Origin of the sequence: Mycolicibacterium pallens (genome assembly GCF_019456675.1) — a bacterium.
Taxonomy (GTDB): domain Bacteria; phylum Actinomycetota; class Actinomycetes; order Mycobacteriales; family Mycobacteriaceae; genus Mycobacterium; species Mycobacterium crocinum.
The window spans coordinates 5,513,751-5,538,489 of record NZ_CP080333.1; the positions used below are offsets into that span (position 1 = coordinate 5,513,751).

General features: G+C 66.3%; 24 protein-coding genes, 1 tRNA gene and 1 other RNA gene. 10 read left to right on the forward strand and 16 right to left on the reverse strand.

The genetic code is table 11. The features are described from left to right. Positions 1-75 precede the first annotated feature (75 nt). Entirely contained in the window at positions 76-2,391 is a 2,316-nt protein-coding gene (locus K0O64_RS26980; protein WP_225933551.1) for a putative bifunctional diguanylate cyclase/phosphodiesterase, read from the reverse strand. 41 nt (positions 2,392-2,432) lie between these two features. Continuing rightward, positions 2,433-3,422: a DEDDh family exonuclease gene (locus K0O64_RS26985; protein ID WP_096312461.1), complete on the reverse strand. Its 990-nt coding sequence runs from the start codon at positions 3,420-3,422 to the stop codon at positions 2,433-2,435. An 89-nt stretch (positions 3,423-3,511) separates the two neighbouring features. On the opposite strand from K0O64_RS26985, the gene K0O64_RS26990 reads away from it, so the two are divergent. Together K0O64_RS26990 and K0O64_RS26995 are read left to right on the forward strand one after the other, a co-directional pair. Continuing rightward, the gene (locus K0O64_RS26990; protein ID WP_220045862.1) at positions 3,512-4,753 is read left to right on the forward strand and encodes a Mur ligase family protein; all 1,242 of its coding nucleotides are present in this window, start codon (positions 3,512-3,514) and stop codon (positions 4,751-4,753) included. Next, positions 4,750-5,460 carry a type 1 glutamine amidotransferase gene (locus K0O64_RS26995; RefSeq protein WP_071948805.1) on the forward strand — a complete coding sequence of 237 codons (711 nt, stop codon included), beginning with the start codon at positions 4,750-4,752 and terminating at the stop codon, positions 5,458-5,460. The genes K0O64_RS26990 and K0O64_RS26995 overlap by 4 nt, the downstream gene beginning before the upstream one ends. A gap of 28 nt (positions 5,461-5,488) precedes the next feature. Here K0O64_RS26995 and K0O64_RS27000 read toward each other — a convergent pair whose 3' ends face one another. The 4 genes from K0O64_RS27000 to K0O64_RS27015 form a co-directional block, all read right to left on the reverse strand. Beyond that, a complete protein-coding gene (locus K0O64_RS27000) occupies positions 5,489-6,367 on the reverse strand; it encodes a type IV toxin-antitoxin system AbiEi family antitoxin (protein WP_096312462.1) in 879 nt (292 codons plus the stop codon). A 113-nt stretch (positions 6,368-6,480) separates the two neighbouring features. Further along, positions 6,481-7,224: an EAL domain-containing protein gene (locus tag K0O64_RS27005; protein ID WP_220045863.1), complete on the reverse strand. Its 744-nt coding sequence runs from the start codon at positions 7,222-7,224 to the stop codon at positions 6,481-6,483. A 29-nt stretch (positions 7,225-7,253) separates the two neighbouring features. Continuing rightward, positions 7,254-7,865, reverse strand: a complete 612-nt coding sequence (gene recR / locus K0O64_RS27010) for a recombination mediator RecR (protein WP_071948802.1) — start codon at positions 7,863-7,865, stop codon at positions 7,254-7,256. 3 nt (positions 7,866-7,868) lie between these two features. Then, positions 7,869-8,195 carry a YbaB/EbfC family nucleoid-associated protein gene (locus tag K0O64_RS27015; RefSeq protein ID WP_071950256.1) on the reverse strand — a complete coding sequence of 109 codons (327 nt, stop codon included), beginning with the start codon at positions 8,193-8,195 and terminating at the stop codon, positions 7,869-7,871. Positions 8,196-8,398: 203 nt separating this feature from the next. On the opposite strand from K0O64_RS27015, the gene K0O64_RS27020 reads away from it, so the two are divergent. Next, on the forward strand, positions 8,399-9,112 hold the full coding sequence (locus tag K0O64_RS27020) for an Rv3717 family N-acetylmuramoyl-L-alanine amidase (protein ID WP_225933788.1): 714 nt from the start codon (positions 8,399-8,401) through the stop codon (positions 9,110-9,112). Here the strand turns inward: K0O64_RS27020 and K0O64_RS27025 are convergent. Further along, positions 9,109-9,546 (reverse strand): SRPBCC family protein, encoded by a 438-nt coding sequence (locus K0O64_RS27025; protein WP_071948800.1) that lies wholly within the window; start codon positions 9,544-9,546, stop codon positions 9,109-9,111. The two genes, K0O64_RS27020 and K0O64_RS27025, sit on opposite strands and share 4 nt — an antisense overlap. A 90-nt stretch (positions 9,547-9,636) precedes the next feature. Between K0O64_RS27025 and K0O64_RS27030 the strand changes: the two genes are divergently transcribed. Both K0O64_RS27030 and K0O64_RS27035 read left to right on the forward strand, forming a co-directional pair. Then, positions 9,637-11,010 (forward strand): FAD-binding oxidoreductase, encoded by a 1,374-nt coding sequence (locus K0O64_RS27030; RefSeq protein WP_096312465.1) that lies wholly within the window; start codon positions 9,637-9,639, stop codon positions 11,008-11,010. Continuing rightward, on the forward strand, positions 11,007-12,317 hold the full coding sequence (locus K0O64_RS27035; RefSeq protein ID WP_096312466.1) for a class I SAM-dependent methyltransferase: 1,311 nt from the start codon (positions 11,007-11,009) through the stop codon (positions 12,315-12,317). Before K0O64_RS27030 ends, K0O64_RS27035 begins: the two co-directional genes overlap by 4 nt. Before the next feature lie 7 nt (positions 12,318-12,324). On the opposite strand, the gene K0O64_RS27040 is transcribed toward K0O64_RS27035, so the two are convergent. The 4 genes from K0O64_RS27040 to ffs form a co-directional block, all read right to left on the reverse strand. Next, on the reverse strand, positions 12,325-12,696 hold the full coding sequence (locus tag K0O64_RS27040) for a heme-binding protein (protein ID WP_096312467.1): 372 nt from the start codon (positions 12,694-12,696) through the stop codon (positions 12,325-12,327). 81 nt (positions 12,697-12,777) lie between these two features. Then, on the reverse strand, positions 12,778-14,697 hold the full coding sequence (locus tag K0O64_RS27045) for a DNA polymerase III subunits gamma/tau (RefSeq protein ID WP_096312468.1): 1,920 nt from the start codon (positions 14,695-14,697) through the stop codon (positions 12,778-12,780). 9 nt (positions 14,698-14,706) lie between these two features. Then, on the reverse strand, positions 14,707-16,014 hold the full coding sequence (locus K0O64_RS27050; RefSeq protein WP_096313045.1) for an aspartate aminotransferase type Ic: 1,308 nt from the start codon (positions 16,012-16,014) through the stop codon (positions 14,707-14,709). A 13-nt stretch (positions 16,015-16,027) separates the two neighbouring features. Next, positions 16,028-16,122: signal recognition particle sRNA small type (ffs, locus tag K0O64_RS27055), an RNA gene on the reverse strand. A gap of 105 nt (positions 16,123-16,227) precedes the next feature. On the opposite strand from ffs, the gene K0O64_RS27060 reads away from it, so the two are divergent. The 3 genes from K0O64_RS27060 (at position 16,228) to K0O64_RS27070 (ending at position 18,236) form a co-directional block, all read left to right on the forward strand. Further along, a tRNA-Ser gene (locus K0O64_RS27060) sits at positions 16,228-16,313 on the forward strand. Between the two features lie 90 nt (positions 16,314-16,403). Next, positions 16,404-17,105, forward strand: coding sequence for a lipid uptake coordinator LucA (gene lucA, locus K0O64_RS27065; RefSeq protein ID WP_220046543.1), 702 nt, complete (start codon positions 16,404-16,406; stop codon positions 17,103-17,105). Positions 17,106-17,165: 60 nt separating this feature from the next. Further along, complete coding sequence (locus K0O64_RS27070; protein WP_096312470.1) at positions 17,166-18,236, forward strand: NAD(P)H-dependent amine dehydrogenase family protein; 1,071 nt, start codon at positions 17,166-17,168, stop codon at positions 18,234-18,236. A gap of 6 nt (positions 18,237-18,242) precedes the next feature. On the opposite strand, the gene K0O64_RS27075 is transcribed toward K0O64_RS27070, so the two are convergent. Next, positions 18,243-18,500 (reverse strand): hypothetical protein, encoded by a 258-nt coding sequence (locus tag K0O64_RS27075; protein WP_096312471.1) that lies wholly within the window; start codon positions 18,498-18,500, stop codon positions 18,243-18,245. 190 nt (positions 18,501-18,690) lie between these two features. Then, the gene (locus K0O64_RS27080) at positions 18,691-20,727 is read right to left on the reverse strand and encodes an alpha/beta hydrolase family protein (protein ID WP_164520151.1); all 2,037 of its coding nucleotides are present in this window, start codon (positions 20,725-20,727) and stop codon (positions 18,691-18,693) included. Here K0O64_RS27080 and K0O64_RS27085 point away from each other — a divergent pair. Next, complete coding sequence (locus K0O64_RS27085; RefSeq protein WP_164520152.1) at positions 20,720-21,277, forward strand: hypothetical protein; 558 nt, start codon at positions 20,720-20,722, stop codon at positions 21,275-21,277. The genes K0O64_RS27080 and K0O64_RS27085 overlap by 8 nt on opposite strands. 97 nt (positions 21,278-21,374) lie before the next feature. Here K0O64_RS27085 and K0O64_RS27090 read toward each other — a convergent pair whose 3' ends face one another. Further along, the gene (locus tag K0O64_RS27090; protein WP_125477502.1) at positions 21,375-22,616 is read right to left on the reverse strand and encodes a PecA family PE domain-processing aspartic protease; all 1,242 of its coding nucleotides are present in this window, start codon (positions 22,614-22,616) and stop codon (positions 21,375-21,377) included. A gap of 34 nt (positions 22,617-22,650) precedes the next feature. On the opposite strand from K0O64_RS27090, the gene K0O64_RS27095 reads away from it, so the two are divergent. Continuing rightward, entirely contained in the window at positions 22,651-23,010 is a 360-nt protein-coding gene (locus K0O64_RS27095; protein WP_125477503.1) for a hypothetical protein, read from the forward strand. Positions 23,011-23,341: 331 nt separating this feature from the next. Here K0O64_RS27095 and K0O64_RS30225 read toward each other — a convergent pair whose 3' ends face one another. Further along, positions 23,342-23,689, reverse strand: a complete 348-nt coding sequence (locus K0O64_RS30225) for a PASTA domain-containing protein (protein WP_071948787.1) — start codon at positions 23,687-23,689, stop codon at positions 23,342-23,344. Then, a complete protein-coding gene (gene ligD / locus K0O64_RS27105) occupies positions 23,686-24,735 on the reverse strand; it encodes a non-homologous end-joining DNA ligase (RefSeq protein WP_071950254.1) in 1,050 nt (349 codons plus the stop codon). Before ligD ends, K0O64_RS30225 begins: the two co-directional genes overlap by 4 nt. Positions 24,736-24,739 lie beyond the last annotated feature (4 nt).

The window sequence follows — 24,739 nt, forward strand, 5'->3', positions numbered from 1 at the left end:
GTACGCCAACATATTTCGGTTCAGCACAAGCTTCAGGGGGTTGGCTACAGATACACAGGATCCTGCGAGGGTTTGCTAGTGCCGGGCTTCGGCCGCCACCAGCGCGGAGATCTCGTCGGCTGCCACCGGCATGGAGAAGTAGTAGCCCTGGCCGATGTCACAGCCGTGCTCGCGCAGCCAGTGGGCGGTCTCGGCGTCTTCCACTCCCTCGGCGACGACCGTCATCCCGAGGTTGTGGGTCATCTCGATCACGGGACTGACGACGGCGGCCGCCCTGGCGTCGGTGGCCACCGAGGCGATGAAATGCCGATCGAATTTCACTTCGTCGATCGGCAGGTCGCGCAGATAGCTCAAAGCCGAGTAGCCGCTGCCGAAGTCGTCGATCGCGATCCGGACGCCGTCGTCGCGCAGCTGTTGCAGCACACCGGTCACCCGGCCGACCTCGTCGAGCACCAGGTCTTCGGTGATCTCGATGGTCAGCAGACCCGGGGCCAGATTCCGCTCCTGCAGTACGCGGCGCACCGTGTCGGGTAGCTGCGCATCCCGCAGCAACGGGGCGAACAGATTCACCGCGACAGGGACTTTCAATCCCATCGAGTCCCATCGCGCACAGTCGTCGAGGACCTTCCGGAAGACCAGATCGGTGACCGGCCGCATCAACCCGTGCCGCAGTATCAGCGGCATAAATGCCCCCGGCCGAAGCATTTTCAGCCGCGGATGGGGCCACCGCAGCAGCGCTTCGACGCCCGCGATCCGTCCGGTGGTCAAGTCCAGCTTGGGCTGATACACCATCTCCAAGCCGCCGCGGTCGATGGTGCGCCGCAGTTCCCCGAGCAGCCGCACCTGCTCCGCACCGGTTTCGGCCGATCGTGCCTCGCCGTCGCGTGCCAGCTCCGCGACGTCCGGATCGAGCAGCATCATGTCGGGGCTGAAGGTGTGCACCGTCGAGCTGCGCGAACGCTTCGCGAAGTACATCGCGGTGTCGGCACGCTTCACCAGCTCCTCGGCCGTCATGTCGTTGTCCGCCAACGACGTTGCCGCCATACCGGCGCTGGGACGTATCAGCACCTCGTGCCCGTCGATGAGGAAGGGGGTGTCGAACGCTGCGATCACGCGCTCGCACACCAGGTGTGCCTCGTCGACGTCTCCCTCGAGCAGCAGTGCGAATTCGTCACCGCCCAGCCGCGCCACGGTGTCGCCCGCCCGTACGCAGCCGGCGATGCGTTCTCCCACATGGATCAACAGGCTGTCGGCGGCCGGATGCCCCATGCTGTCGTTGATCAGCTTGAAGTCGTCGAGATCGAGCGACAACACGGCGACGGGCCGATTGTCGCGGCCGCGCAAGGCCATCGCGTGCGCCAGCCGATCCTGGAAGAGAGTTCGGTTGGCCAGTCCGGTCAGCGGATCGCGCAACGCCTGATCGGCTGCGGCCGTGAGCAATCGGCGATTCTCCCAGCCTGAGACCACCTGCCGGACGCAGATGAGTGTCATCAGGATGGGGACGAGAATGCGCAGGAGGCCGGTCATGACGATCGCCGGCGCGATGGTGCCCGCAATCAGAAGCGGTACATAGGGCAGCCATAGCGCGATCGACGATCGTGGCGCGGGCGTCGGCGGTACGGGCGGGCGCGGCCGTCTGCTCAACAGTGCGGCCGCACCGAAGCATGACATCCCCAGCGCCCAACCGATACTCGTGACATGCCCGGGGTGATAGCTGTTGGAGCCTTGCAGGAAGGCGAACGTGATCCCGGAGAAGGCCATCAGCGTGACGCCGCCCATGAACAGCCACATCACCACGCTGTTGCTGGCACCGGCACGAACGACGTACACCATCGCCCCGACGTAGACCAACAGAATGAACAAGGGATACAGCAGCGCGCGCCCTTGCATGACGCTGTCCACTCCCGTGGCTCGATATACGTTGCCCAACACCACAACCCACAACACAAGGAACAACGACGTGGCGACGATCAACGCGTCGAAGAGCATCCGACTGCGCGAGCCCTGCGTCGGTTCGGCCGGGAATTGCAGGAAAGCAACCGGCGCCAGCACGACGAAGATCAGGTAGAGAAAGTCCGCAGGCGACGGGAACAAGCTGCGTTCCATGACCAGGGTCAGGAACGCGCGCGTCAGCTCCCCCACCGTCCACGCCGACAGGGCGACGGCCATGGTGGTCCAGGCGGTGCGGTTCCGGCCGTGGGCAGCACGGGCCGCGATGACCGAGCACACCGCCGCGTAGGCACCGAAGGCGGCGAAGGCCAGCCCGTCGATGATGCGAATGGTGTTGTCGCCGCCCCAACCGAATGCGAACGCCAGGGCGAGGAGTAGACAGCTGACTGCAGAGGCGCCGATCAGGACGGCGGATTGCAGCAGGACCTTTCGATCGTCCACCGCAGCATCACCCCGGTGGACGATGGTAACGGTGCGGCACGTCAGAAGAGGGCGAACTGCTGGCCCTGGTTGACCGAAGGTTCGAAATGGTCGATACCGGTGCCATTGGCCACCGAATCGACCGAGTCCATGAACTGGCGGTCGGAGACCACCGGCACACCGAGTTCCCGGGCGAGATAACCCTTGCCCTGTTCGGGGGTGCGCTCATTACAGATGACCAGCGACGTCTCCGGGTCGACAGCGTCGGCGTAGGCCAGGCCCGCGTGAATGATGCGCTCCACCAGTTCTTCGTGGGTGCGATCCACCTCGGCCGACAACGCCACTCGCATGCCCTGGACGAGCGGACCGCCGCGCCGGTAGGGCCCGGGATTCAGGTAGGGGCACGGCATCCGCGATGCCAGCATCTTCAACGGGCGCAGTTCGTCGTGGGTGACCCGGCCGTTGGGCCAGCGCCGCCGCGTGACTGGACGCACCGGCAGCCACACCTCGCGCTCACGGGCCCGCTGCAACGCGGGGCTCAGCACCCGGGACAGCACCAGGGCGTCGTCGAAGGCGTCATGAGCGCGGGTCTGCGGCACTTCCCAGTGCCGGGCCAGCGTCTCCAACCTGAGGTTGTCCAGGCCGAGGTCGAGGCGGCGGGCCAACTCGACGGTGCACATCACGGTGTCGACGGGCAGCGCGGTCTGGGCCAGCTCGGCCTCGCAGGACAGAAACGCGTAGTCGAATGCCACGTTGTGGGCGACGAGCGTGCGGCCGTGCAGCAAATCGATGACATCGGGGGCGATATCGGCGAACGTCGGCTGGTCCTCCAGCATCTCGGCGGTGAGGCCGTGGATGTGGGTGGGGCCGGGATCGACACCGGGATTGAGCAGACTGACCACGGAGTGTTCGACACGGCCTTCGGGGTCGAGCGCCAGCGCGGCCAGGCTGATGATGCGGGCGTGGCCCGGACGAAAACCCGTGGTCTCGACGTCGACCACGACCCAGCCGTCCCCCGGCTCGCGGGCTGGTCGACCCCAGGTGTGGCTCACACAGTCAGGATGGCACGCAGGTCCGACAGTCCCCGGGACATCGAATCCGTGTCGGCCTGCCTGTCATGTGGCGCATAAACTGCGTTCCGATGCCCAGGCCGACCATGACACTGCGAGGGCGTGCCGCGCTGGCCGCCGGGTCCGCCGCGCGCTGGGCTTCCCGGGCGACCGGACGCGGCGCCGGCGCCATGATCGGCGGCCTCGTGGCGATGACATTGGACCGCTCGATCCTGCGCCAACTCGGCGTCGGCCGACGCACCGTCGTCGTGACCGGCACAAACGGCAAGTCCACCACCACGAGGATGACGGCCGCGGCGCTCGCGACGCTGGGCCCGGTCGCCACCAACGCCGAGGGCGCGAACATGGACGCCGGCCTGGTGGCCGCGCTGGCAGGTTCGCGTGAGGCATCGCTGGCCGCCCTCGAGGTCGACGAGATGCATGTGCCGCATGTGGCCGACGCCGTGGACCCGTCGGTGATCGTGTTGCTGAATCTGTCGCGCGATCAGCTCGACCGGGTAGGTGAGATCAACCACATCGAGCGCACGCTGCGCGCGGGGCTGGCCCGTCACCCCGATGCGATCGTGATCGCCAATTGCGACGACGTCTTGATGACGTCGGCGGCCTACGACTGTCCCCGGGTGGTGTGGGTGGCCGCCGGGGGCGGCTGGGCCAACGACTCGGTCAGCTGCCCGCGCAGCGGCGAGGTGATCGTCCGCGACGGCGTGGACTGGTACTCGACGGGCACCGATTTCAAACGGCCGAGCCCGCAGTGGTGGTTCGACGACGCGAAGCTGTACGGCCCCGATGGGCTGGAGCTGCCGATGCGGCTCTCGCTGCCGGGAACGGTCAACCGTGGCAACGCCACCCAGGCGGTTGCGGCCGCGGTGGCGTTGGGTGCCGACCCGGCCGCGGCGGTGGCCGCGGTCTCCGGAGTGGACGAGGTCGCCGGTCGCTACCAGACCGTGCCGATGGGTGAGCACACCGCGCGCATTCTGCTGGCCAAGAATCCGGCCGGATGGCAGGAGGCGCTGTCGATGGTGGACCGCAGTGCCGACGGGGTGGTGATCGCGGTCAACGGTCAGGTGCCCGACGGTGAAGACCTGTCGTGGTTGTGGGATGTCAACTTCGAGCATTTCGAGGGCGTGCCCGTCGTCGCCGCCGGCGAGCGGGGAACCGACCTGGCGGTGCGCCTCGGTTACGCCGGGGTGACGCACACGTTGGTGCACAACACGATTGACGCGATCGTCTCGTGCCCGAAGGGGCATGTCGAAGTGGTCGCGAACTACACGGCGTTCTTGCAGTTGACGCGGACTCTGGGGCGGATGCGATGAGCACCGTACGGATCGGGCTGGTACTGCCCGACGTGATGGGCACCTACGGCGACGGCGGCAATGCCGTCGTGCTGCGAAAGCGGTTGCAGCTGCGCGGAATCCCGGCTGAGATCGTCGAGATCACGCTGGCTGATCCGGTCCCCGACTCGCTGGACCTCTACACGTTGGGTGGGGCTGAGGACTACGCGCAGCGGCTGGCCACCAAACATCTTCTGACACATCAGGGTTTGCAGCGGGCCGCGGGCCGTGGCGCACCTGTGCTGGCAATCTGTGCCGCGATCCAGGTGCTCGGTCACTGGTATGAGACCTCGGCGGGTGAGCGGGTCGAAGGCGTGGGGCTGCTGGATGTGACGACATCGCCACAGGCGAAGCGCACCATCGGTGAGGTGGTGTCCACTCCGCTTCTGGACGGCCTGACGCAGCCGCTGACGGGCTTCGAAAACCACCGCGGCGGAACAGTTTTGGGTCCCGACGCGCGGCCCTTGGCGGCGGTCGTCAAGGGTGCGGGGAACCGCGATGGCGACGGATACGACGGGGCGGTCCAGGGCAGCGTGATCGCCACCTATATGCACGGGCCGTGCCTGGCGCGCAATCCCGAGCTGGCCGACCTGCTGCTGTCGCGCGTCGTCGGCCCGCTGCAGCCGCTGGAGCTGCCCGAGGTCGACGAGCTGCGCCGCGAGCGACTCGCCGCCCCCCGCCGCGTGTAGCTCACCCCCGTCTTCGCCCAAACCGACATTACGCAGCGAAAGTACGAGTAGTTCGCGGCATTTCGTCGATCTCGGCGCCACCTCGGCGCAGAAACGCCTCCCTCCCGCGCCACAACACCTCAGCCGGGTGATCTTCGGCGATGACGCGGATGTCCCATCCCAGCCGCTCCACCATCGGCAGGCGGCGAACGTCGCGGACGTATTGGCGTCGATCGGTGCGGTGTTGGTCGCCGTCGTATTCGAAAGCAAGCTTCAGATCGCGGTAACCCATGTCCAAGAACGCGACCGGCACTCCCCTGTCGAGCACCGGAATCTGCGTCTCCGGCGCGGGAAGTCCGCCGTCGATCAGCAGAAGACGAAGCCAGCTTTCCTTCGGCGACTCGGCTCCCGTGTCGATCAGCGGCAGCAGGTCGCGAAGTTGGCGGATACCTCTGACCGGGCCATACCGTCGCATGAGGGACTCGAGACTCTCGGGCGCGAACGGCGCGACACGCATCAACGCGTCCAAGCGCGCCAGCGCCGTCGCGCGCTTTTGATACCTGCCCATGTCGAATGCCGTTCGCGACGGTGTCGTCACCGGGAGGCCGTCAACCGTCACCACTTCGTCCTCGGCGAGTCGATCCATGCGGACGATCAACCCTGGCTGCCGTCGTCGCTCACCTACGAGAAGTTCGATCGGTACGTCATCGTCAATCCATTGGGCGCCATGCAGCGCAGAGGCTGCTGCACCACCGATGACGCCAGTTCGATCTGAATACAGCCACGCGCCGTACGCGCGATCACGCACCGTTGGCACGGCGTACTTCGGGATGTAGACGCCTCGATACAGCTGTCGATACCAACGCTGCAGATCGTGCCGAGACAAGCCGTCAGCCAGGGCTTCCCTGCCGAGAAATACTTCAGTCATGTCGGCATCGTCGACCCGGGGTCCGACAACTCGCCGAAATCGACGAAATGCAGCGGTTTACTCGTACTTTTGCTGCCAAATGTCGGTTTGGGCGAGAAGGACGCGCGACAGTCCTACGCCACGAACAGCTCGGGACTGATCTCCGCGAGGCTTTCGAACGCGGGCTTGGCGATGTAGTAGCCCTGGAAGAGGTGCACACCGATGTCTTGCAGACAGCGCATCTCGTCGCGGCGCTCGATGCCCTCGGCGATGAGCCCGATGCCCAAGTCCTCACACACCTGCGCGATGCCGCGACAGATCGCCCGGCGCACCCTGTCCTGATCGATGTCCCGGACCAGACCCATGTCGATCTTCACCAGATCCGGCTGCAGATCCGCCAACAGATTCAGCCCCGCATACCCGGCGCCGAAATCGTCGATGGCAACGGTGAATCCGCGTCGCGCGTAGTCGGTCACGATCGACTGCAGATGCTCGAAGTCCGGAATCCTCTCGTCCTCGGTGAATTCGAAGATGATGCGATCGAGCGGAAAGTCATATCTGTCGGCGGCTTCTAACGTGGTCCGGATGCACAACTCGGGACGGTAGACTGCGTTGGGCATGAAGTTCACGTTCAAGGCCGTCGATATCCCCAACTCAGCCGCAAGCCGGATCGCCGTGACGCGACAGGTCTGATCGAAGCGGTACCTGTTGTGATCGCCGACCTGAGCGAAAATCGCTGACGCGGGCTCATTGTTGACGCCGCGAACCAGCGCTTCGTGGGAGTAGATCTGCTGTGCGCGGGTGTCGAAGATCGGCTGGAACGCCATCGACACGTCGAAGCCCAAGCCGGCGCCGTCGGCGCAGCCTCGGCAACTCATAGACACATTGTCGCCAGACGTAGCGATGGCTAAACCATCTGGCGGCGCCCGGACAGGGCACGGCCCAAGGTGAGCTCGTCGGCGAACTCCAGGTCGCCACCCATCGGCAGACCCGACGCGATCCGCGACACCGTGAGCCCGGGGATGTCGCGCAGGATCCTGACCAGATAGGTCGCGGTCGCCTCACCCTCGGTGTTCGGATCGGTCGCGATGATCACCTCGGTGATGTCCACGCCGTCGACACGTTCACCAATCCTGTTGAGAAGCTGGCGAATTCGAAGCTGGTCCGGTCCGACCCCGGACAGCGGATCCAGCGCGCCGCCCAGGACGTGATAGCGCCCACGGAACTCGCGGGTGCGCTCGACGGCCTGCACGTCCTTGGGTTCCTCGACCACGCACACCAGCGACCCGTCGCGGCGGGCGTCGCTGCAGATGCGGCAGCGGTCGGCGTCAGAGACGTTGCCGCACACCTCGCAGAACTTCACCCCGTCGCGGACCCTGCCCAGCGCCGCGGTCAGCCGATCGATATCCGGCGGCTCCACCGACAGCAGGTGGAATGCAATGCGCTGCGCACTCTTGGGACCGACGCCCGGCAGCTTGCCGAGTTCGTCGATCAGATCCTGGACGGGGCCTTCAAACAAAGGTCAGGCCTCCGGAATGCCCGGGGCCTGGCCGGCCAGCGGGCCGAGGTGGGTCTGCGCCAAGATCGTGAACTGACGGGCCGAGTCGGCCAGCGCGCCGACGATCAGGTCCTGCAGTGTTTCGACGTCATCTGGGTTGACGACCTTGGGATCGATCCGGATCCCGACGACCTCGCCACTGCCCTTCATCGTCACCTGCACCAGGCCGCCACCGGCCTGACCGTGCACCTCGGCAGCGGCCAGCGCGGCCTGGGCCTCCATCAGCTTCTGCTGCATCTCCTGGGCCTGCTGCAGTGCGGCCTGCAGACCCGGCATCACCTGGTCGCGCATCTGCTCCGCCTGCTCGCGAAATCCCTCGAGGTTGGGAAGCTCACCGGGTTGCATGACAGTCTCCTTGCGTCTCGGTCTCGACTTGGTTTCGCCTGCGGATTCGGGCAGTCAGCGACTTCAAGACTAGACGGCGAAGAGTTACGGTGACGCGCGTGCTTATGTCCACCCGCGCTCGTGTCGTGGCCGCAGCATGCACGAGCGTCATGCTCGTCGCGTCGACGGTGACCAGTCCCCTCGTCCATGCCGCGCCGGCCAGCATCGCCGGGATGATCGTGTTCCTCGATCCCGGCCACAACGGCGCCAACGACGCCTCGCTGACCAAGCAGGTGCCGACCGGTCGCGGCGGCACCAAGGACTGCCAGACGTCGGGCACGACCACCAACGACGGGTTCCCCGAGCACACCTTCAACTGGGACACCGTGCTGCTGATCCGCCAGATGCTGACCCAACTCGGGGTGCGCACCGCCATGTCCCGCGGTAACGACAACCAGGTGGCGGCCTGCGTCGACGAGCGCGCCGCAATGGCCAACGCGCTGCAGCCCAACGCGATCGTCTCCATCCACGCCGACGGCGGCCCGGCGACCGGCCGCGGCTTCCACGTCAACTACTCCAGCCCGCCGCTGAACCAGGCCCAGGCCGGGCCGTCGGTCCAGCTCGCCCGGGCCATGCGCGACCAGATGGTCGCCGCAGGCATTCCGGCCGCCAACTACATCGGCTCCGACGGCCTGTATGGGCGTGCTGATCTCGCCGGGCTCAACCTCGCCCAGTATCCGTCGGTGCTGGTGGAATGCGGCAACATGAAGAACCCGGCCGACTCGGCGCTGATGGAAAGCCCGGAGGGCCGCCAGAAGTACGCCGCCGCCGTGGTTCAGGGCATCGCGGCGTTCCTGGCCACCCAGCCGGCTCGCGCCAGTTAAGCCTCGACGGTTTTCTTCAGATTGCCCAGCACCTCGTCTTGAATCCGGCGCAGGCCCAGCGGCGCGAAGGTCTTCTCGAAGAAGCCGCCGATGCCGCCCGCCCCGTTCCAGGTGGTCTTGAGGGTGACGCTCGAGCCGGGACCGGCCGGTGCGACGGTCCAGTTGATCACCATCGAGGAGTTCGCGTCCTTCTCGATGACGGTGTGGCCGGCGACGTCGACGGTGGCCTGCACCTCACGCACCCGCGACTTGGTGGCCTGCAGCTTCCACTTGGCAACGGTGCCCTGGCCCTGGCCGCCCTGCAGCACCTGATACTCGCTGTACTGCGGCGACAGGATCTTCGGGCGCACGTTCTCATAGTCGGCGATCGCGTTGAGCACGGCTGCCGGTTCGGCGTCGATCAAGATCGAGCTGGCGGCGCTGACCTGTCCCATCAGGCAATACTCCTCGGGTGACGGCGGGTTGCGATGTGATCCACCAGCCGTGCGGTCGCATCGGCTGTGGCTGCGGACTAGCGTAGTCGTGTGTCTGTTTCCGCAGCACTGACAGCTCATGCCAACGGCGTGGAGCGGCTCCTGGCCAGCTACCGCGCCATTCCGCCGAACGCGTCGGTCCGCCTGGCGAAACCGACGTCGAACCTGTTCCGCGCCCGCGCCAAGAGCAACGCGCCGGGCTTGGACACCTCCGGGCTGACCAACGTGATCTCCGTCGACCAGGCCGCCAAGACCGCCGACGTCGCCGGCATGTGCACCTACGAGGACCTGGTCGCGGCGACGCTGCCCTATGGCCTGTCGCCGTTGGTGGTCCCGCAGCTCAAGACGATCACCCTCGGTGGTGCGGTCACCGGCCTCGGTATCGAATCGGCGTCGTTCCGCAACGGCTTGCCGCACGAGTCCGTCGTCGAGATGGACATTCTGACCGGTTCCGGTGAGCTGGTCACCGCCAGCCGTGAACAGCATCAGGACTTGTTCCGCAGCTTCCCCAATTCCTATGGCACCCTTGGCTATTCGGTCCGTCTGCGGATCGAGCTCGAGCCGGTCAAACCGTTCGTGTCGCTCAAGCACCTGAGGTTTCACTCGCTGAGCGACCTGGTGGCGGCGATGGATCGCATCATCGAGACCGGCGGATACGACGGCGCCCGGGTCGACTATCTCGACGGCGTGGTGTTCAGCGCCGACGAGAGCTACCTGTGCCTGGGCGTTCAGACTGCGACCGCGGGGCCGGTCAGCGATTACACCGGCCAGGACATCTACTACCGCTCGATCCAGCACGACGACGGTGTGAAAGACGACCGGCTCACCATCCACGACTACCTGTGGCGCTGGGACACCGACTGGTTCTGGTGTTCGCGGGCGTTCGGGGCGCAGAACCCGAAGATTCGCCGGTGGTGGCCGCGGCGCTACCGGCGCAGCAGCTTCTACTGGAAGCTGATCGGTTACGACCAGAAGTTCAACATCGCCGACCGCATCGAGGCCCGGCACGGCCGGCCGCCGCTGGAACGCGTGGTCCAAGACGTCGAGGTGCCGATCGAGCGCTGCGTCGAATTCCTGGACTGGTTCCTGGCCAACGTCCCGATCGAGCCGCTGTGGCTGTGCCCGCTTCGGCTCCGCGATCCGGCGGGCTGGCCGCTGTATCCGCTGCGTGCGGGGCACAGCTATGTCAACGTCGGGTTCTGGTCCTCGGTGCCGATGGGGCCCACCCCGGGCCACACGAACCGCCTGATAGAAGAGAAGATCAGCGCCCTCGACGGGCACAAATCGCTGTATTCGGATGCTTTTTACAGCCGGGAGGAGTTTGACGACCTCTACGGTGGCGAAACATATAAGACCGTAAAGAAGACCTACGATCCTGATTCACGGCTGCTGGACCTGTATGCAAAGGCGGTGCAACGACAATGACGACCTTCCGTGAGAACGAAGCGCATGCGCCCGGCAAGCTCAGCCTGGCTGAGATCCTCGAGATCTTCACCGCCGGCGGGGAGCTGCCGCTGAAATTCACCGCGTACGACGGAAGCTCGGCCGGCCCGGATGACGCCGAGTTGGGCCTGGATCTGCTGACGCCGCGCGGTACCACCTATCTCGCGACGGCACCGGGTGATCTCGGCTTGGCGCGGGCTTACGTCGCCGGCGATCTGGAAACCCACGGTGTGCATCCCGGTGATCCGTACGAGCTGCTCAAGGCGTTGTCGCACAACCTCGACTTCAAGCTGCCGCCGGCCCGGGTGCTGGTCGACATCGTGCGCTCGATCGGTATCGAGCACCTGCGGCCGATCGCCCCGCCGCCACAGGAAGCGTTGCCGCGGTGGCGCCGGTTCGCGGAGGGCTTGCGGCACAGCAAGAAGCGCGACGCCGACGCCATCCATCACCACTACGACGTGTCAAACACGTTCTACGAGTGGGTGCTTGGACCGTCGATGACGTACACGTGTGCCTGCTACCCCACTGTCGACGCGACGTTGGAGGAGGCACAGGAGAACAAGTACCGGCTGGTATTCGAGAAGCTCCGGCTCAAGCCGGGTGACCGGCTGCTCGACGTGGGCTGCGGCTGGGGTGGCATGGTCCGCTACGCGGCGCGGCACGGGGTGAAGGCGATCGGCGCCACGCTGTCCCGCGAGCAAGCTGCCTGGGCGCAGAAGGCCATTGCCGAAGAGGGATTGGCCGATCTGGCCGAGGTGCGCCATACCGACTACCGCGATGTGCGCGAGAGCGGCTTCGACGCGGTGTCCTCGATCGGGTTGACCGAACACATCGGGGTGGCGAATTACCCGGCCTACTTCGATTTCCTGAAAACCAAGCTGCGCGTGGGTGGATTGCTGCTCAACCATTGCATCACCCGCCCGGACAACAGGACGACGGCGACCGGCGGCTTCATCGACCGCTACGTCTTCCCCGACGGGGAGCTGACCGGCTCCGGCCGCATCATCACCGAGGCTCAGGATGTCGGCTTCGAGGTGGTGCACGAGGAGAACCTGCGTCACCACTACGCGATGACGCTGCGCGACTGGTGCCGCAATCTCGTCGAGCACTGGGACGAAGCCGTTGAGGAGGTCGGCCTGGCCACCGCCAAGGTGTGGGGCCTGTACATGGCCGGCTCGCGGCTGGGCTTCGACACCAATGTCATTCAGCTGCACCAGGTTCTGGCGGTGAAGCTCGATGAGAAGGGTGGCGACGCCGGGTTGCCGCTGCGTCCCTGGTGGACGCCGTAGCCCGCAGCTAGACCGCAGACCCCGGCAGCTGGCCGCACCGGTTCTTGATGTCCACCAACGGTTGTCGAATACCGGTGATGTCGCTTGCCGTCTGCGGGTTGGCGGCCATGTAGGCCTTGACCTTGGCACGCACCTGATCGCGGGGTAGACCAGCGAGGCTGGTGAAGAACGCGTTCACGTCGGGATGCGTGAAGAGGTAGGCGGAGGTGGCGGCCTGCACACCGGTCCGCACGCCCTCCAGATCGGCGGCAGTGCAGTTCGGCGGCGGGGGTGGGGTATCGGGATCCGCTGCAGCAGAGGCCATTTGGCCGAATACAGCCACGGCGATGGCGCCGCCCCCGATCAGCGCGGCCACAATTCGACGAGTGTCGATGGTCATGCACCGACCGTAAGCGCGCTGTCACACACGCGCTTCACAGCACAGGAAACCCACAGCGCTCGGTGAGATGCCGCACAGAACCTAGCCGTCGATCTTGCGGGCGCCCAACTCACTCTGCAGTAGCTCGAGGGCGACTTCCTCCGGATCGCGGCGCGGCGCGGCGTCCTCGTCGTCGCGGCCGACCTCGGCGATCATGCTGTCCTCTTCGGCCCGCTGACGATCGACCGGGTCGGGCTCGGGTTCCGGCGGCAGCGGCCGCTGCGCCTCCTGCACGGGCTGACCGACACCGACTTCGCAGCGCACCTTCCAGTTGACACCCAGCGCGTCCTTCAGCGCGTCGCGGATCACGTCGGCGTTGCGCTGTTCGCACAGCCGCTTGGCCAGCGGCGCCGACTCGTGGCCGAGGATCAGCGTGTTGTCCTCGACCGCACGCACAATCGCACCGGCCAGCATGACCTCGGTGGTGCGGCTGCGCTGACGAACCTTCTCCCGCACCGTCGTCCACATCGTGCGAACCGCGGCCGCACCGGGCTCGCCCGCAGTGGCGGCAGCCGGCGCCGCGGCGGGTTCGGTGGCCGGTGGCGGCGGTGTGGCTTCCGGCACCGGGTCCGGCTTGGCGACGGGTTCGGGGCGCGCAACGGGTTCCGGCGGCGCGATCGGCTCCGGCCGGGCAATCGGTTCAGGCGCGGGCCGCGGCGCCGGGGGCTCGGGTGCCGTCGGCGCGGGCGGCGCGGGCGCGGGGGCGGCCGCCGCTGCCGGAGCCTGCTGCGTCTTGCGGACAAACTGCCGAGCCGGCGCCGCGGCCGGCGCGCCGGAACTCATGGCGGCCTCCCCGGCCGGGATCGAGATCTCCATTCGGGTCTCGATGCGTTCGATGCGCTGCAGCAGCGCCGATTCGGTATCGCTCGCCGACGGCAGCAGCAGCCGCGCGCACACCACCTCCAGCAGCAGCCGCGGCGCGGTCGCGCCGCGCATCTCTCCCAGCCCGGCGTGCACCACCTCGGCGTAGCGGGTCAAAGACGCAGGCCCGATCTTGGCGGCCTGCTCACGCATCCGCTCCAGCACGTCGTCGGGCGCATCGACGACCCCGCGGGTGACGGCGTCCGGAACTGCTTGCAGCACAATCAAATCGCGGAACCGCTCGAGCAGGTCGGTAGCGAAGCGGCGCGGGTCGTGGCCGGCGTCGATCACCGACTCCACCGCACCGAACAGCGCCGCCGAATCTCCGGCGGCCAACGCGTCCACCGCGTCGTCGATCAGAGCCACATCGGTAGCGCCCAGCAGGGCCAGCGCCCGCTGATAGTGCACGCGATTGCCCTCGGCACCGGCGAGCAGCTGATCCAGGACACTCAACGTGTCGCGGGGCGAACCGCCGCCGGCCCTAATCACCAGGGGGTATACCGCGTCGTCGACGGCGACGCTCTCCGAGGCGATGATCTTCTCGATCAGCGAGCGCATGGTCTTGGGCGCCAGCAGCCGGAATGGGTAGTGGTGGGTGCGTGACCGGATCGTCGGCAGCACCTTCTCGGGCTCCGTCGTCGCGAACACGAAGATGAGATGCTCGGGCGGCTCCTCAACGATCTTGAGCAGCGCGTTGAAGCCCGCGGTGGTGACCATGTGTGCTTCGTCGACGATGAAGATGCGGTAGCGCGACTGCGCGGGTGCGTAGAACGCTCGGTCCCGCAGTTCGCGGGTGTCGTCCACACCGCCGTGGCTGGCGGCGTCGAGTTCAACGACGTCGACCGAGCCGGGACCGTTCGGGGCCAGCGCCACGCATGAGTCGCACACCCCGCATGGCGTCGGTGTGGGGCCCTGCTCACAGTTCAGCGAGCGGGCCAGGATCCGGGCCGAGGACGTCTTGCCGCACCCGCGCGGCCCGGAGAACAGGTAGGCGTGGTTGATCTTGTGCGCCGACAGCGCGGTCGACAGCGGTTCGGTGACGTGCTCCTGCCCCACCACCTCGGCGAAGGTTGCCGGCCGGTACTTGCGGTAGAGCGCCACGGGAGAAGGCTACCGACCGTCGGTGACAGCCGCGGACCCCAGCAGCGACTCGGTGGCCGCGAGCAGCGCGCACGTGGCCAATCCGTCGACCGCATCGGTCAAATCCGGCTCCGGCGTGAACGTCGGAGCGATCCGAATGTTCTTGTCTTCCGGATCTTTTCGATACGGGAACGTCGCACCCGCTTCGGTGACCGCGATGCCGGCATCCTTGGCCAGCGCGACGGTGCGCTTGGCGGTACCCGGGAGCACGTCCAAGCTGATGAAGTAGCCGCCCTTGGGGTCGGTCCAGGAGGCGATCTTGGAGTCGGTGAGGCGGTTGTCCAGGATGTCCAACGCCAGCGCGAACTTCGGAGCGGCCAGCTGCTGGTGGCGACGCATCTGCAACCGCACCCCGTCGGCGTCCTTGAGGAACAGCTGATGCCGCAACTGGTTGATCTTGTCGGGGCCGATCGACTTCTTACCGGTGTGCTGTAGGAACCAGGCGATGTTGCCTAGCGATCCGCCGAAGAAGCTGACGCCCGCACCCGCGAAGGTGATCTTCGAGGTCGACGCGAACACGAACGGACGGTGCGGGTTGCCGGCCTGCTCGGCCAGCCCCAGCACGTCGACCTGGCGGGGAAAGTCGTGGGTCAGTGTGTGCACGGCGTAGGCGTTGTCCCAGAACAGTCGGAAATCTGGTGCGGCCGTGCGCATTTGGACCAGCCGCCGGACGACCTCCCAGGCGTAGGTGACGCCGGTCGGGTTGGAGAACACCGGCACGTTCCACATGCCCTTGATCGCCGGGTCGGCCGCCACCAGTTCCTCGATGAGGTCGACGTCCGGACCATCCTCGTTGATCGGCACGGTGATCATCTCGATGCCGAAGCTCTCCGTGAGGCTGAAGTGCCGGTCGTATCCGGGCGCCGGGCAGAGGAACTTGATGCCGGCCCCGCTGAGCTTGTCCTCGATCCACGGCCGCGGCGAGTCGACGCCGCCGTGCAGCAACGAGAAGACGAGCGCGTCCTGCATCAGCTCCAGACTGGAGTTGTTGCGGGCGATCAAGTTGGGCACCGGAATACCCAGCAGCTCACCGAAGATCGCCCGCAGACCCGGCAAACCGTGCGGCCCACCGTAGTTGCGGGTGTCGGTGCCTTCTTCATCGAGATACTGATCGCCCGGCAGGCTCAACAACGCGTTCGACAGATCGAGCTGCTGACTGGACGGGTTGCCGCGAGTCAGATTCAGCGACAGCTTCTTAGCCTGCAGGTCGGCGTAGTTCTGCCGCTGCAATTCATGCTGGGCTTGCAACTCATCGGGGCCCAGGGAGTGGAACGACACCATGCGCCTTTCAAGAGGGGGACCCCGCGCACCCGCCAGAGCCCATTGACCCTTGCTGCCTTCCGGCCCTGGGGGAGTTCACAGGATAGACGCCGCGCGGGGTCCGTTGCGAGTGTAATACCCGCCGGGAGGTCCCCCGCCGCCGAGGCGGTAAGACAAGGTGAGCCGGGCAGCCGGGGCAAGGCACTCCTCAAGTCCGCTACCATTGCCGACGGAGGATTCGCCTAGTGGCCTATGGCGCTCGCCTGGAACGCGGGTTGGGTTAACAGCCCTCAGGGGTTCAAATCCCCTATCCTCCGCACCTGATCCGGGGTGCGATCGGGGGGTCACAGCGCCTGGTCGCACCCCGGATTTTCACTGTGTAGGGAGACGACATGGGGCGGAGCGGCATGGGGCGAGTCACCGCAACGGCACTTCATCTGGTGCTGTGGGTACTGGCCGGCGCTCTGTACTTCCTGTTCGTGCTCCCCCGCTGGTGGGAGCTGATGGGCGACACCACCCACACATTGGGCACGGTCCTGCGCATCGTCACCGGCGTTCTCATCGCGCTCACCGCGCTACCGGTGCTGCTCACCCTGTTGCGCAGCCGCAAGCCGGAATACAACACCCCGCAACTCGCGCTGCGGTTGCGGCTGTGGTCGGTGGTGCTGCACGTGCTGGCCGGTGTGCTGATCGTCGGCACGGCGGTCGCCGAGATCTGGGTCAGCCTCGACAAGGGTGGCCCGTGGTTGTTCGGCGTGTACGGCGCTGCCGCGGCGATCGCAATGCTCGCGCTGCTCGCCTTCCAGCTGGCGTACACCGCCGAGTTGCCGCCCAAGCCGGCGAAGCCCAAGAAAGAGAAGAAGGCGAAGAAGAAGCGCGGCGAGACGGCCGACGAGGCTGAGGAAACCACAGCGGCCGACGACGCCGACGACGCCGAACCCGAAGCCGAAGCCGAAGCCGAAGCCGAGCCGGAGGCTGACGCCGCACCGGAGGCTGAAGCCGAACCGGAGCCCGAACCGGCCGGCGCCCTGCGCAACAAGCGCCCGACCGGCAAGACGAACCATCGTCTGCGCCGACGCAATCGCACTAACGTCGCCGTCGACGAGTAAAAAACCCTGAGTTCACCTAAACAACCGCCTGAACTGCGCAGCCACCCCTATGCTGAGCGAGTGCCCAACACTTCTCCCTATCGGGTCGTCCAGTGGACGACCGGCAATGTAGGAAAGAGCTCCGTCCAGGCGATCACCGCCAACCCCACTCTCGAACTCGTCGGCTGTTACGCGTGGTCCGCGGACAAGTCCGGCCGCGACGTCGGCGAGCTGGTCGGCGTTGAACCACTGGGGGTCACCGCAACCAACGACATCGACGCCCTGCTGGCGCTCAAGCCGGACTGCGTGGTCTACAACCCGATGTGGATCGACGTCGACGAACTCGTCCGGATCCTGTCGGCCGGTGTCAACGTCGTCGCTTCGGCCTCATTCATCACCGGGCACAACCTCGGCGAGGGCCGTGCCCGCATCGAGGAAGCGTGCAAGGCCGGCGGGTCCACGATGTTCGGCTCCGGGGTGAGCCCGGGTTTTGCCGAACTGCTGGCGATTGTCGCCGCCACCGCCTGCGATCGCGTCGACAAAGTCACGATCGCCGAGTCCGCCGACACCACGCTCTACGACTCCCCCGAAACCGAGCGTCCGGTGGGATTCGACATGCGGATTGACGATCCCGAACTCCAGCCGATGGCCGCCAAGGGCACTGCCGTGTTCGCCGAAGCCGTGCAACTGGTCGCCGATTCCCTGGGTGTCGAGCTGGACGAGATCAAATGCGTGTCCGAGTACGCCCAGACCACCGAGGACCTGCCGATGGCGTCGTGGACCATCAAGGCCGGCCACGTGGCCGGGGTCTACGCCAGCTGGCAGGGCATCGTCGACGGGAAGACCGTCATCGACATCAACGTGCGATGGAAAAAGGGCACCACGCTCGAGCCGGACTGGCAGCTCGACGCCGACGGCTGGAAGATCACCATCGACGGACGGCCGACCGTCAACATGCAGGTCGGCTTCCTGCCGCCGATGGACATGATCGAGAACGCGAAGTCACTCGAAGACTTTTTCGTTCTCGGCCACATCATGACGGCGTTGCCGCCGATTCACGCGATCCCCGCCGTCGTCGCCGCGCCGCCAGGCATCGCGACTTACAACGATCTGCCGCTGCCGAAGGCTCGGGGTGTGGTGCCGAGGAGCTAGCGGCGCCTAGATGCAGGCGCCGCCGCTCACGAATCCGAACGGACCGGTGGCCTGAATGCAGGCTTGCGGTGGCCCGTAGTAGGCGGGACCGTAGTACGGGCCACGCCAGTCGCCGCGGTCGTTGTCGTCCCAGTTCCAGCCGTCGTGGCCGTGGCCATGACCATGGCCCGGGTCCGCGAAGGCCATCCCGGCGCCGGCGCCGAGGCCTGCGAGTCCAAGGCCCGCGGAAAGTGCCGCTACTGCTGCGAGCTTCTTCAGTGTCATCGTGTTAATCCCTTACGACCTCAAACGCCCCGACCTCGTCACACGCGTCTTGCAACACAGCAGATTTTAGTCGAATTCCCAGACACGCCAACAACTTAGGGGCGAGCGCACGGCCCGCATTTGCTCGCGCACCACGAATCGCCGAGGCGGCCCGCCAACCGGTGAGGTAGGCGGGCCGCATCGATCGTTGCTAGGGAACCGGGGTGAACTTGGTCGGATCGGCCGTCGGCAGCGTCAAGTTGATGTTGGAGATGTTGATGACGCCGAACGCGGTGAATCTCTCGTACGCGGTGGCCGAGCTGGTGATCTGCAGCGTCAGATCGTCGCCCGCATCAGCCGCGGTGTAGACGATGTTCTCCATGTTGATGGTCGCGGTGTGCGTCCGCCCATCCATCGTCACCGCCACCGGCGTGACCAGATTGCCCACGACGAGGCCCGTCTTGTTGTCGACCAGCTGCGCGTAGACGAAGCGGCTGGTGCCCAGGCCTTGATAGTCGAAACTCACGGTCGGTGCGCCCAGGTACGTCGTGCCGAGCTGGGTCGGAACGGCGACGTTGATCGCGTTGCTCGCCTTGGATGCCAAGCCCAGCGAATAAGGAATGGCGGCCTGCGGCGCGGGACCGGAACCTCCAATGATCGGCACGATGCCCAACGTTCCGCCCGAGGCTCCGGTGACCGCCTGATCCGGCGTTCCGAACAAGGCACTGCCCGCCGTCGGCAGATCATCCGACTTGTACCAATTTCCGTTCTGATCGGTGAACTGGAAGTTGGGGATATTCGGAGTTCCGCTGGTGTTCTCGTCCCTCACGTAGTAATTCAGCCAGGCGAAGGTCGAATCGAGGTTGGGGTTGACGTCGCCGTCGTTGGTCAGGCACACGCCGTGGCCTCCGCAGAACCAGATCATCTTCACCGGCGTCCCATACGGGTTCGCGATGATGGTCTGCGCGTTGTCGATCGCCTGCTGCAAGGTGAACAACACATCGACGGTGCCCTGAATCAGCAGGGTCGGTGCCTTCAGCTGGTTCAGCAGCGAAGTGGGACCGCTGCTGGCCAACAATGCCTGTGCACTGTTGCTCAGCACCCCGAACAGGTCACCGGTGATGATGCCCTCGTAGATCAAGTTGTTGATCCGGGCCTTCGACAGGACCAACGACAGCAGCAGCAAGGACGCGTAAGCGGTCTTGAACGAGCCGTCGGGGTAGAGCGAATTGTTCAGCGAGTTCCACGAAATGCCAGGAACGATCGCGTCGATCCGTGGGTCGGTGGCCGCACTGGTGAGCTGGATTCCGCCGCCGTAGGAGCCGCCGACCATCCCCACCCAGGGATCGGTCGGATCACTAACGCTTACTTTCGAATTGGCAAGTCCAGCAACCCAATCCAGCATGGACGACACGTCGCGCGCCTCGAAGAACGGGCTGTCGAGCTGCAGGATGCCACCGGAGGCGAACTCGCCGCGCGGATCCCACGTGACCACGTTGTAGTCGGCGCGAAGCAGGGAGACACCCGGCGTCAGTCCGCCGATGCCGTACTGCGTGTACGGATCGGTCTGGCCTGCGGTCGCCAGACCGGGACCATCGAGAATCGTTGGCGCCGTGTCTGATCCGGTGAGCCCGAGCTTCGGGAACCAGTTGACGCTGATCAGCGCGCCGTCGAAGGACGGCATCTTGTAGGTGTAGGCCACCGGGTCGGTGGCAGGCAGCACATCCGTCGAGTTGAACGTGGCCACCTGCGAGTAGCCGATGATCGGCGCCAGCAGGTCGCCGAGGACCGGGGTCTGGTGCAGAACGACGATCACCTGGCCGGCGAGGCCGCCGAGCAGAGGGATGCTCTCCACGATCTGGTCGAACTGCGTCTTCTGCGCCACCAGGATCTTGAACTGCTCGTTGACCGCGCCGCTGAGCGCCGACTGGTCGGGCAGATAGCTGAAGTTGCCCGCCACGTAGTTGGAGTCGTCGGTCGCGGAGAACGTGATCTTGCCGCCCAGGCTGGGACCGCTGATCAGCGTGTAGGTGAGCCCGGACGCACCAGTGGCGTTGGTGGTGCCGTCGATGATGCCGTCGTTGATGACGAGAACCGGGTTGATCGTGATCGGGTTACTGGCCAACGCCGACGCAGACGACCGGCGCTGCAACGCCGCGTAGGCGAGAGTCAGTGGCGAGTCGACCGGCAGGGTCGGCAGTCCGCCGGAGAACGGGTCGAGCGCACCGTGCAGTGCGGTGGTGAGCATCCCCGAGATCGCCGTCGGCGAGGGCAGCGCAGGCAGCCTGGGCGCGAGCGACGCGACCGGAGTCACCGACGCGGCAGTCGAACTCGCTGACGGCGAGACCACACCTGGGGTGCTGCTCGACGGCGCACCCGAGGATCCCGAGCTGTTTGCCGCCGTGTCAGAGGAACTCGTCGTCTGTGCGGAGACCGACGAGTCGGCGAGCGACTGTCCGGTCCCCGCCTTGGAGTGCTTCGATCCGGTCTTGGCGCCACCGGTGCTGACCACCTGTCCCGAGCCGGCCGCCGTCCGCTTGGAGGTCCCGGTGGTTCCGGTCGCCGACTTCGATCCCGTTCCCGACGAACCGGAAGCCCCGCTCGAAGAACTCGAATTCGACCCTGCACCCGACGATCCCGTAGTCCCATCCGCCCATGCGACGCCGTATCCCGTGGAGAACAACGCGGCGCCCACTCCGAGGGCCACCGCCAATCCGCCAACCCGACCGACAAACCTCGAAGCACCCATGACTTTCCAACCTCCCGACCAACGGCGAAAGCGCCTCAGCGGAGGGTAAGCCCGCAGCCGCGTACGGGTTCGCGAAACGCCGAAAGTGTCAGCAACTAATTTGCTGAGTTGACAAAATTAGCCGAGTCGCGTTGAGCGCCAACGAATCAGGCGTAATCGAAATGCGTCGCGCCCATGCCATCGGGCGTGGTGTAGTCGAGGTAAACCGGACCGTGCTGGTACGGGACGTACCCCGTGTTGATGAGTCCACTGGTGATCACCGTCGGCGCGTTATACGAGGTGACCGTGTAGGTGTACAGCAGCACCCCGTCGGGGGTGTACACCGAGATCCGGGTTCCCACCGGCACGCTGGTCTTGCCGCCGATCATGGAGGACAGGATCGTTCCGTACACACCACCGGAATCGATGATCGCGCCGACGTTCGTCGTCGTGTTGTTGCCCACCTTCACGGTCAGGTAAGCATCGGGTGCGCCGGCGACCGAGGTGCGGCTCGGCAGCGGATTGGGTCCGAAGACCATCACACCCGCGATGCCGAGGAACAGGCTCTGGTAGAGGAACACACCCTGGCTGAGGTCACCGGGCAGCGCGGTGGTCGGGATGCTCGGGCCGGGGCCGGCGGCGTTGGCACCGATTCCGAGGACCCCGGAGGCACCGCCGAGCTGCTGGAAGAACGCCAGCGCCTTCGCGGCGTCGGCGGTGTCCACGATGGCGACGTCGGTGGGTTCGGTGACGATGCCGTTGCCGAAGTCGACGGTGGTCTTGTAGCTCGTGTAGCTGTAGGTCAGGCCGCCGCTGTAGCCGCTCGTCCCGGTACTGGTCGGTGACCCCAGCGGCGCGGCGTCGCCCACCGAGGCTCTTGTGACCACTAGTCCCGACGAACCCGTGTCGACGAGCACGGGCGTGCTGGGTCCGCCGTTGATCGACACGTAGACGATCGGTTCCGTGGTGGCCCGCATCGTCACCGGGACCAACGCGTACACCCGGCTGTTGAGCGCAGCTGTGCTGACCGCGTTCTGAACGGGCGTGATGCCGCCGGTTCCCTCCAGGGCGCCGACCAGCGGGAGCAGCATGCCGGTGCTGTTGAGGGCGGTGGTGGCCAGTGTCGGCAGCAACAGCACGCCGAGCAGGCCCACGCCGGTCAGTTCGTGCACGATCGGAATGCCGGACGTCCTCGCGTACAGCGACTGGGCCGGGGTGATCGAGGTTTCCCAGGTGTTCAGCGCCAACGCGGCCTGCGTGAGCAGCACCTGCGGAACGATCGCCACCAGGCCGGCGGGGATATTGCCGCTGCCCCACGTCTGCTGCTGCAACTCCGACTGAGCGAGCGCGATCTGCTGCTGAGCCAGGCTCGCTGCGACACTCGCCACCACCGGCGGCGTTGCGGGCAACCACGAAACGTTGCTGGGCGTCGAGTTGGCGGCGGTGGGCGAACTAGTGGCGGCTGCGGTCGTCACGGTGGACGCAGCCTGCACGCGGGCCGAGTGGCCGGTCGTCGACGGGGTGGTCGCGGCGGCAGCGGTGGTCGTGGCGGTGGTCGTGGCCGTCGCGGTGGCGTCGGTATCGACGGCGGCCGCAGCGACCGCAGTGTTGCTCGCCGCCGCGGACGACGCCTTGCGCGAGCTGACGTTGCCGCCCGACGAGGTCGCGGAGCTCGTGCGCGCTGAGTGTGCGACGGCCTTCTTGGTCGTGGTCGACTCGGTGCCGTTCGACGACGTCGAGCCGCTTTCAGAGCTGCTCGCCGAGGTCTTAGCCGCACCCGACCCAGCGCCGGTGTCCGCGTAGGCGACGGCTGATCCGCTGGCCAGCGCGGCACCGAGACCCAACGTCACGGCACCGGCGCCCAGCCACGCGTACGGCTGGCGGCGCCCCCGCCGGGCGCGGTGAGCGCCTCGTCCGCTGTGGCTGTGGCTCATGGTTCCCCCTGTACTCCGACCGCATCGCCAAGCTGAGATTTTCCTAAGCGAGTTTGCTGAGTGTCTACCACAACAAGCTGTGACGGCAAGAGCCAACCCGCACGGCAATGTCGTGCGGCTTTCGCGTGTTGCTGGTTCATTGAGCGTTCACGCCCGACATTTCGAGGGATTGTCGAGCGTCAACGCTCGATCAACGCGCGTTACTGGGCGAATTGCAGCGTGATCATCGCGTCAGCGGCGATGACTTGTCCGGGAGCCGGTATCTGCGTAGCGATCTGATGGGTCCGGTAGGGCGAGTTCGGCAGGTCAGGGGCCTTGGAGAGAACACCCGTCCAGCCCAGCGTCCGAAGGGCCGGATCGGCGTCAGACCAGTACATCCCCCGCAGATCGGGCATGACAATGGTGGCGGGCGGATGCGCTGTCACGGTTCTGGTCGGCGCCGCCGAACTGGTGGTCGCCGAGTCACGCGCGGCAACCGGCCGGCCGCCCGACGAGCACGCCCCGACGAAGCAGACCGTCGAAACCACAATCAGCAGTAGCGGTTTCACGTCTTGGGGTTACCGTGTTCGTCCCAGTGCTCCGCCACCTTCTTGCTCGGCTGCACGCGCGGCGGTTCGCCCGGCATCTTCGGATAGTTCGGCGGGTAGGGCAGGTCGCCGAGACCGCGCTCCTCATCAGCGGCGGCCATCTCCAACAGTGAATCAATTGGGTGCGCAACCGAATCCATCTCGGCCATCGGGTCACCGCGTTTGGCGATCAGAGCCGGAACGGTGGCGATCGTGAAGTCGTCGGGGTCGGCGTCGCCCAACTCCTCCCACGTCACCGGCGTCGAGACGGTGGCGATGGCTGTCGCGCGCACGGAGTACGCGCTGGCAAAGGTCCGGTCACGGGCGTTCTGGTTGTAGTCGATGAAGACGCGCTGGCCGCGCTCCTCCTTCCACCATGAGGTGGTCACCAGATCCGGCGCCCGACGTTCGAGTTCGCGGGCCAGCGCAATACCGGCGCGGCGGACCGCGATGAAATCCCAGTCCGGCCGGATCCGCACGAACACGTGCACGCCCCGTCCGCCGGACGTCTTCGGGTAGCCGACCAGCCCCAGTTCATCGAGTACCGGCTTGAGATAGTCGACCGCGATGGTGCGCGCCTCGGCGAAGCCGGTGCCCGGCTGGGGGTCGAGATCCACCCGCAACTCGTCGGGATGATCGGTGTCCGGGCAGCGAACCTGCCACGGATGCAAGGTAATTGTGCCCATCTGCGCGGCCCACACGATCGCCGACGGATGGGTCACCTTCAGTGCGTCCGCGGTGCGCCCCGAGGGGAATGTCACCCGGCAGGTCTCCAGATAGTCGGGATGCTTTTCGGGCACCCGCTTCTGGTAGATCTCCTCACCCTCGATGCCGTCCGGGAAACGCTGCAGGTGGGTCGGGCGGTCGCGCAGAGCGGTCAACATGGGTCCGCTCGCGACGGTTCGGTAGTACTCGACGAGCTTTCCCTTGGTGCCGTTCGCGCCCAGTTTGGGGAAGTACACCTTGTCCGGGTTGGTGAGCCGGACGGCGACACCGTCGACGTCAACTTCTTCAGCCTTGGCTGCCACCCTT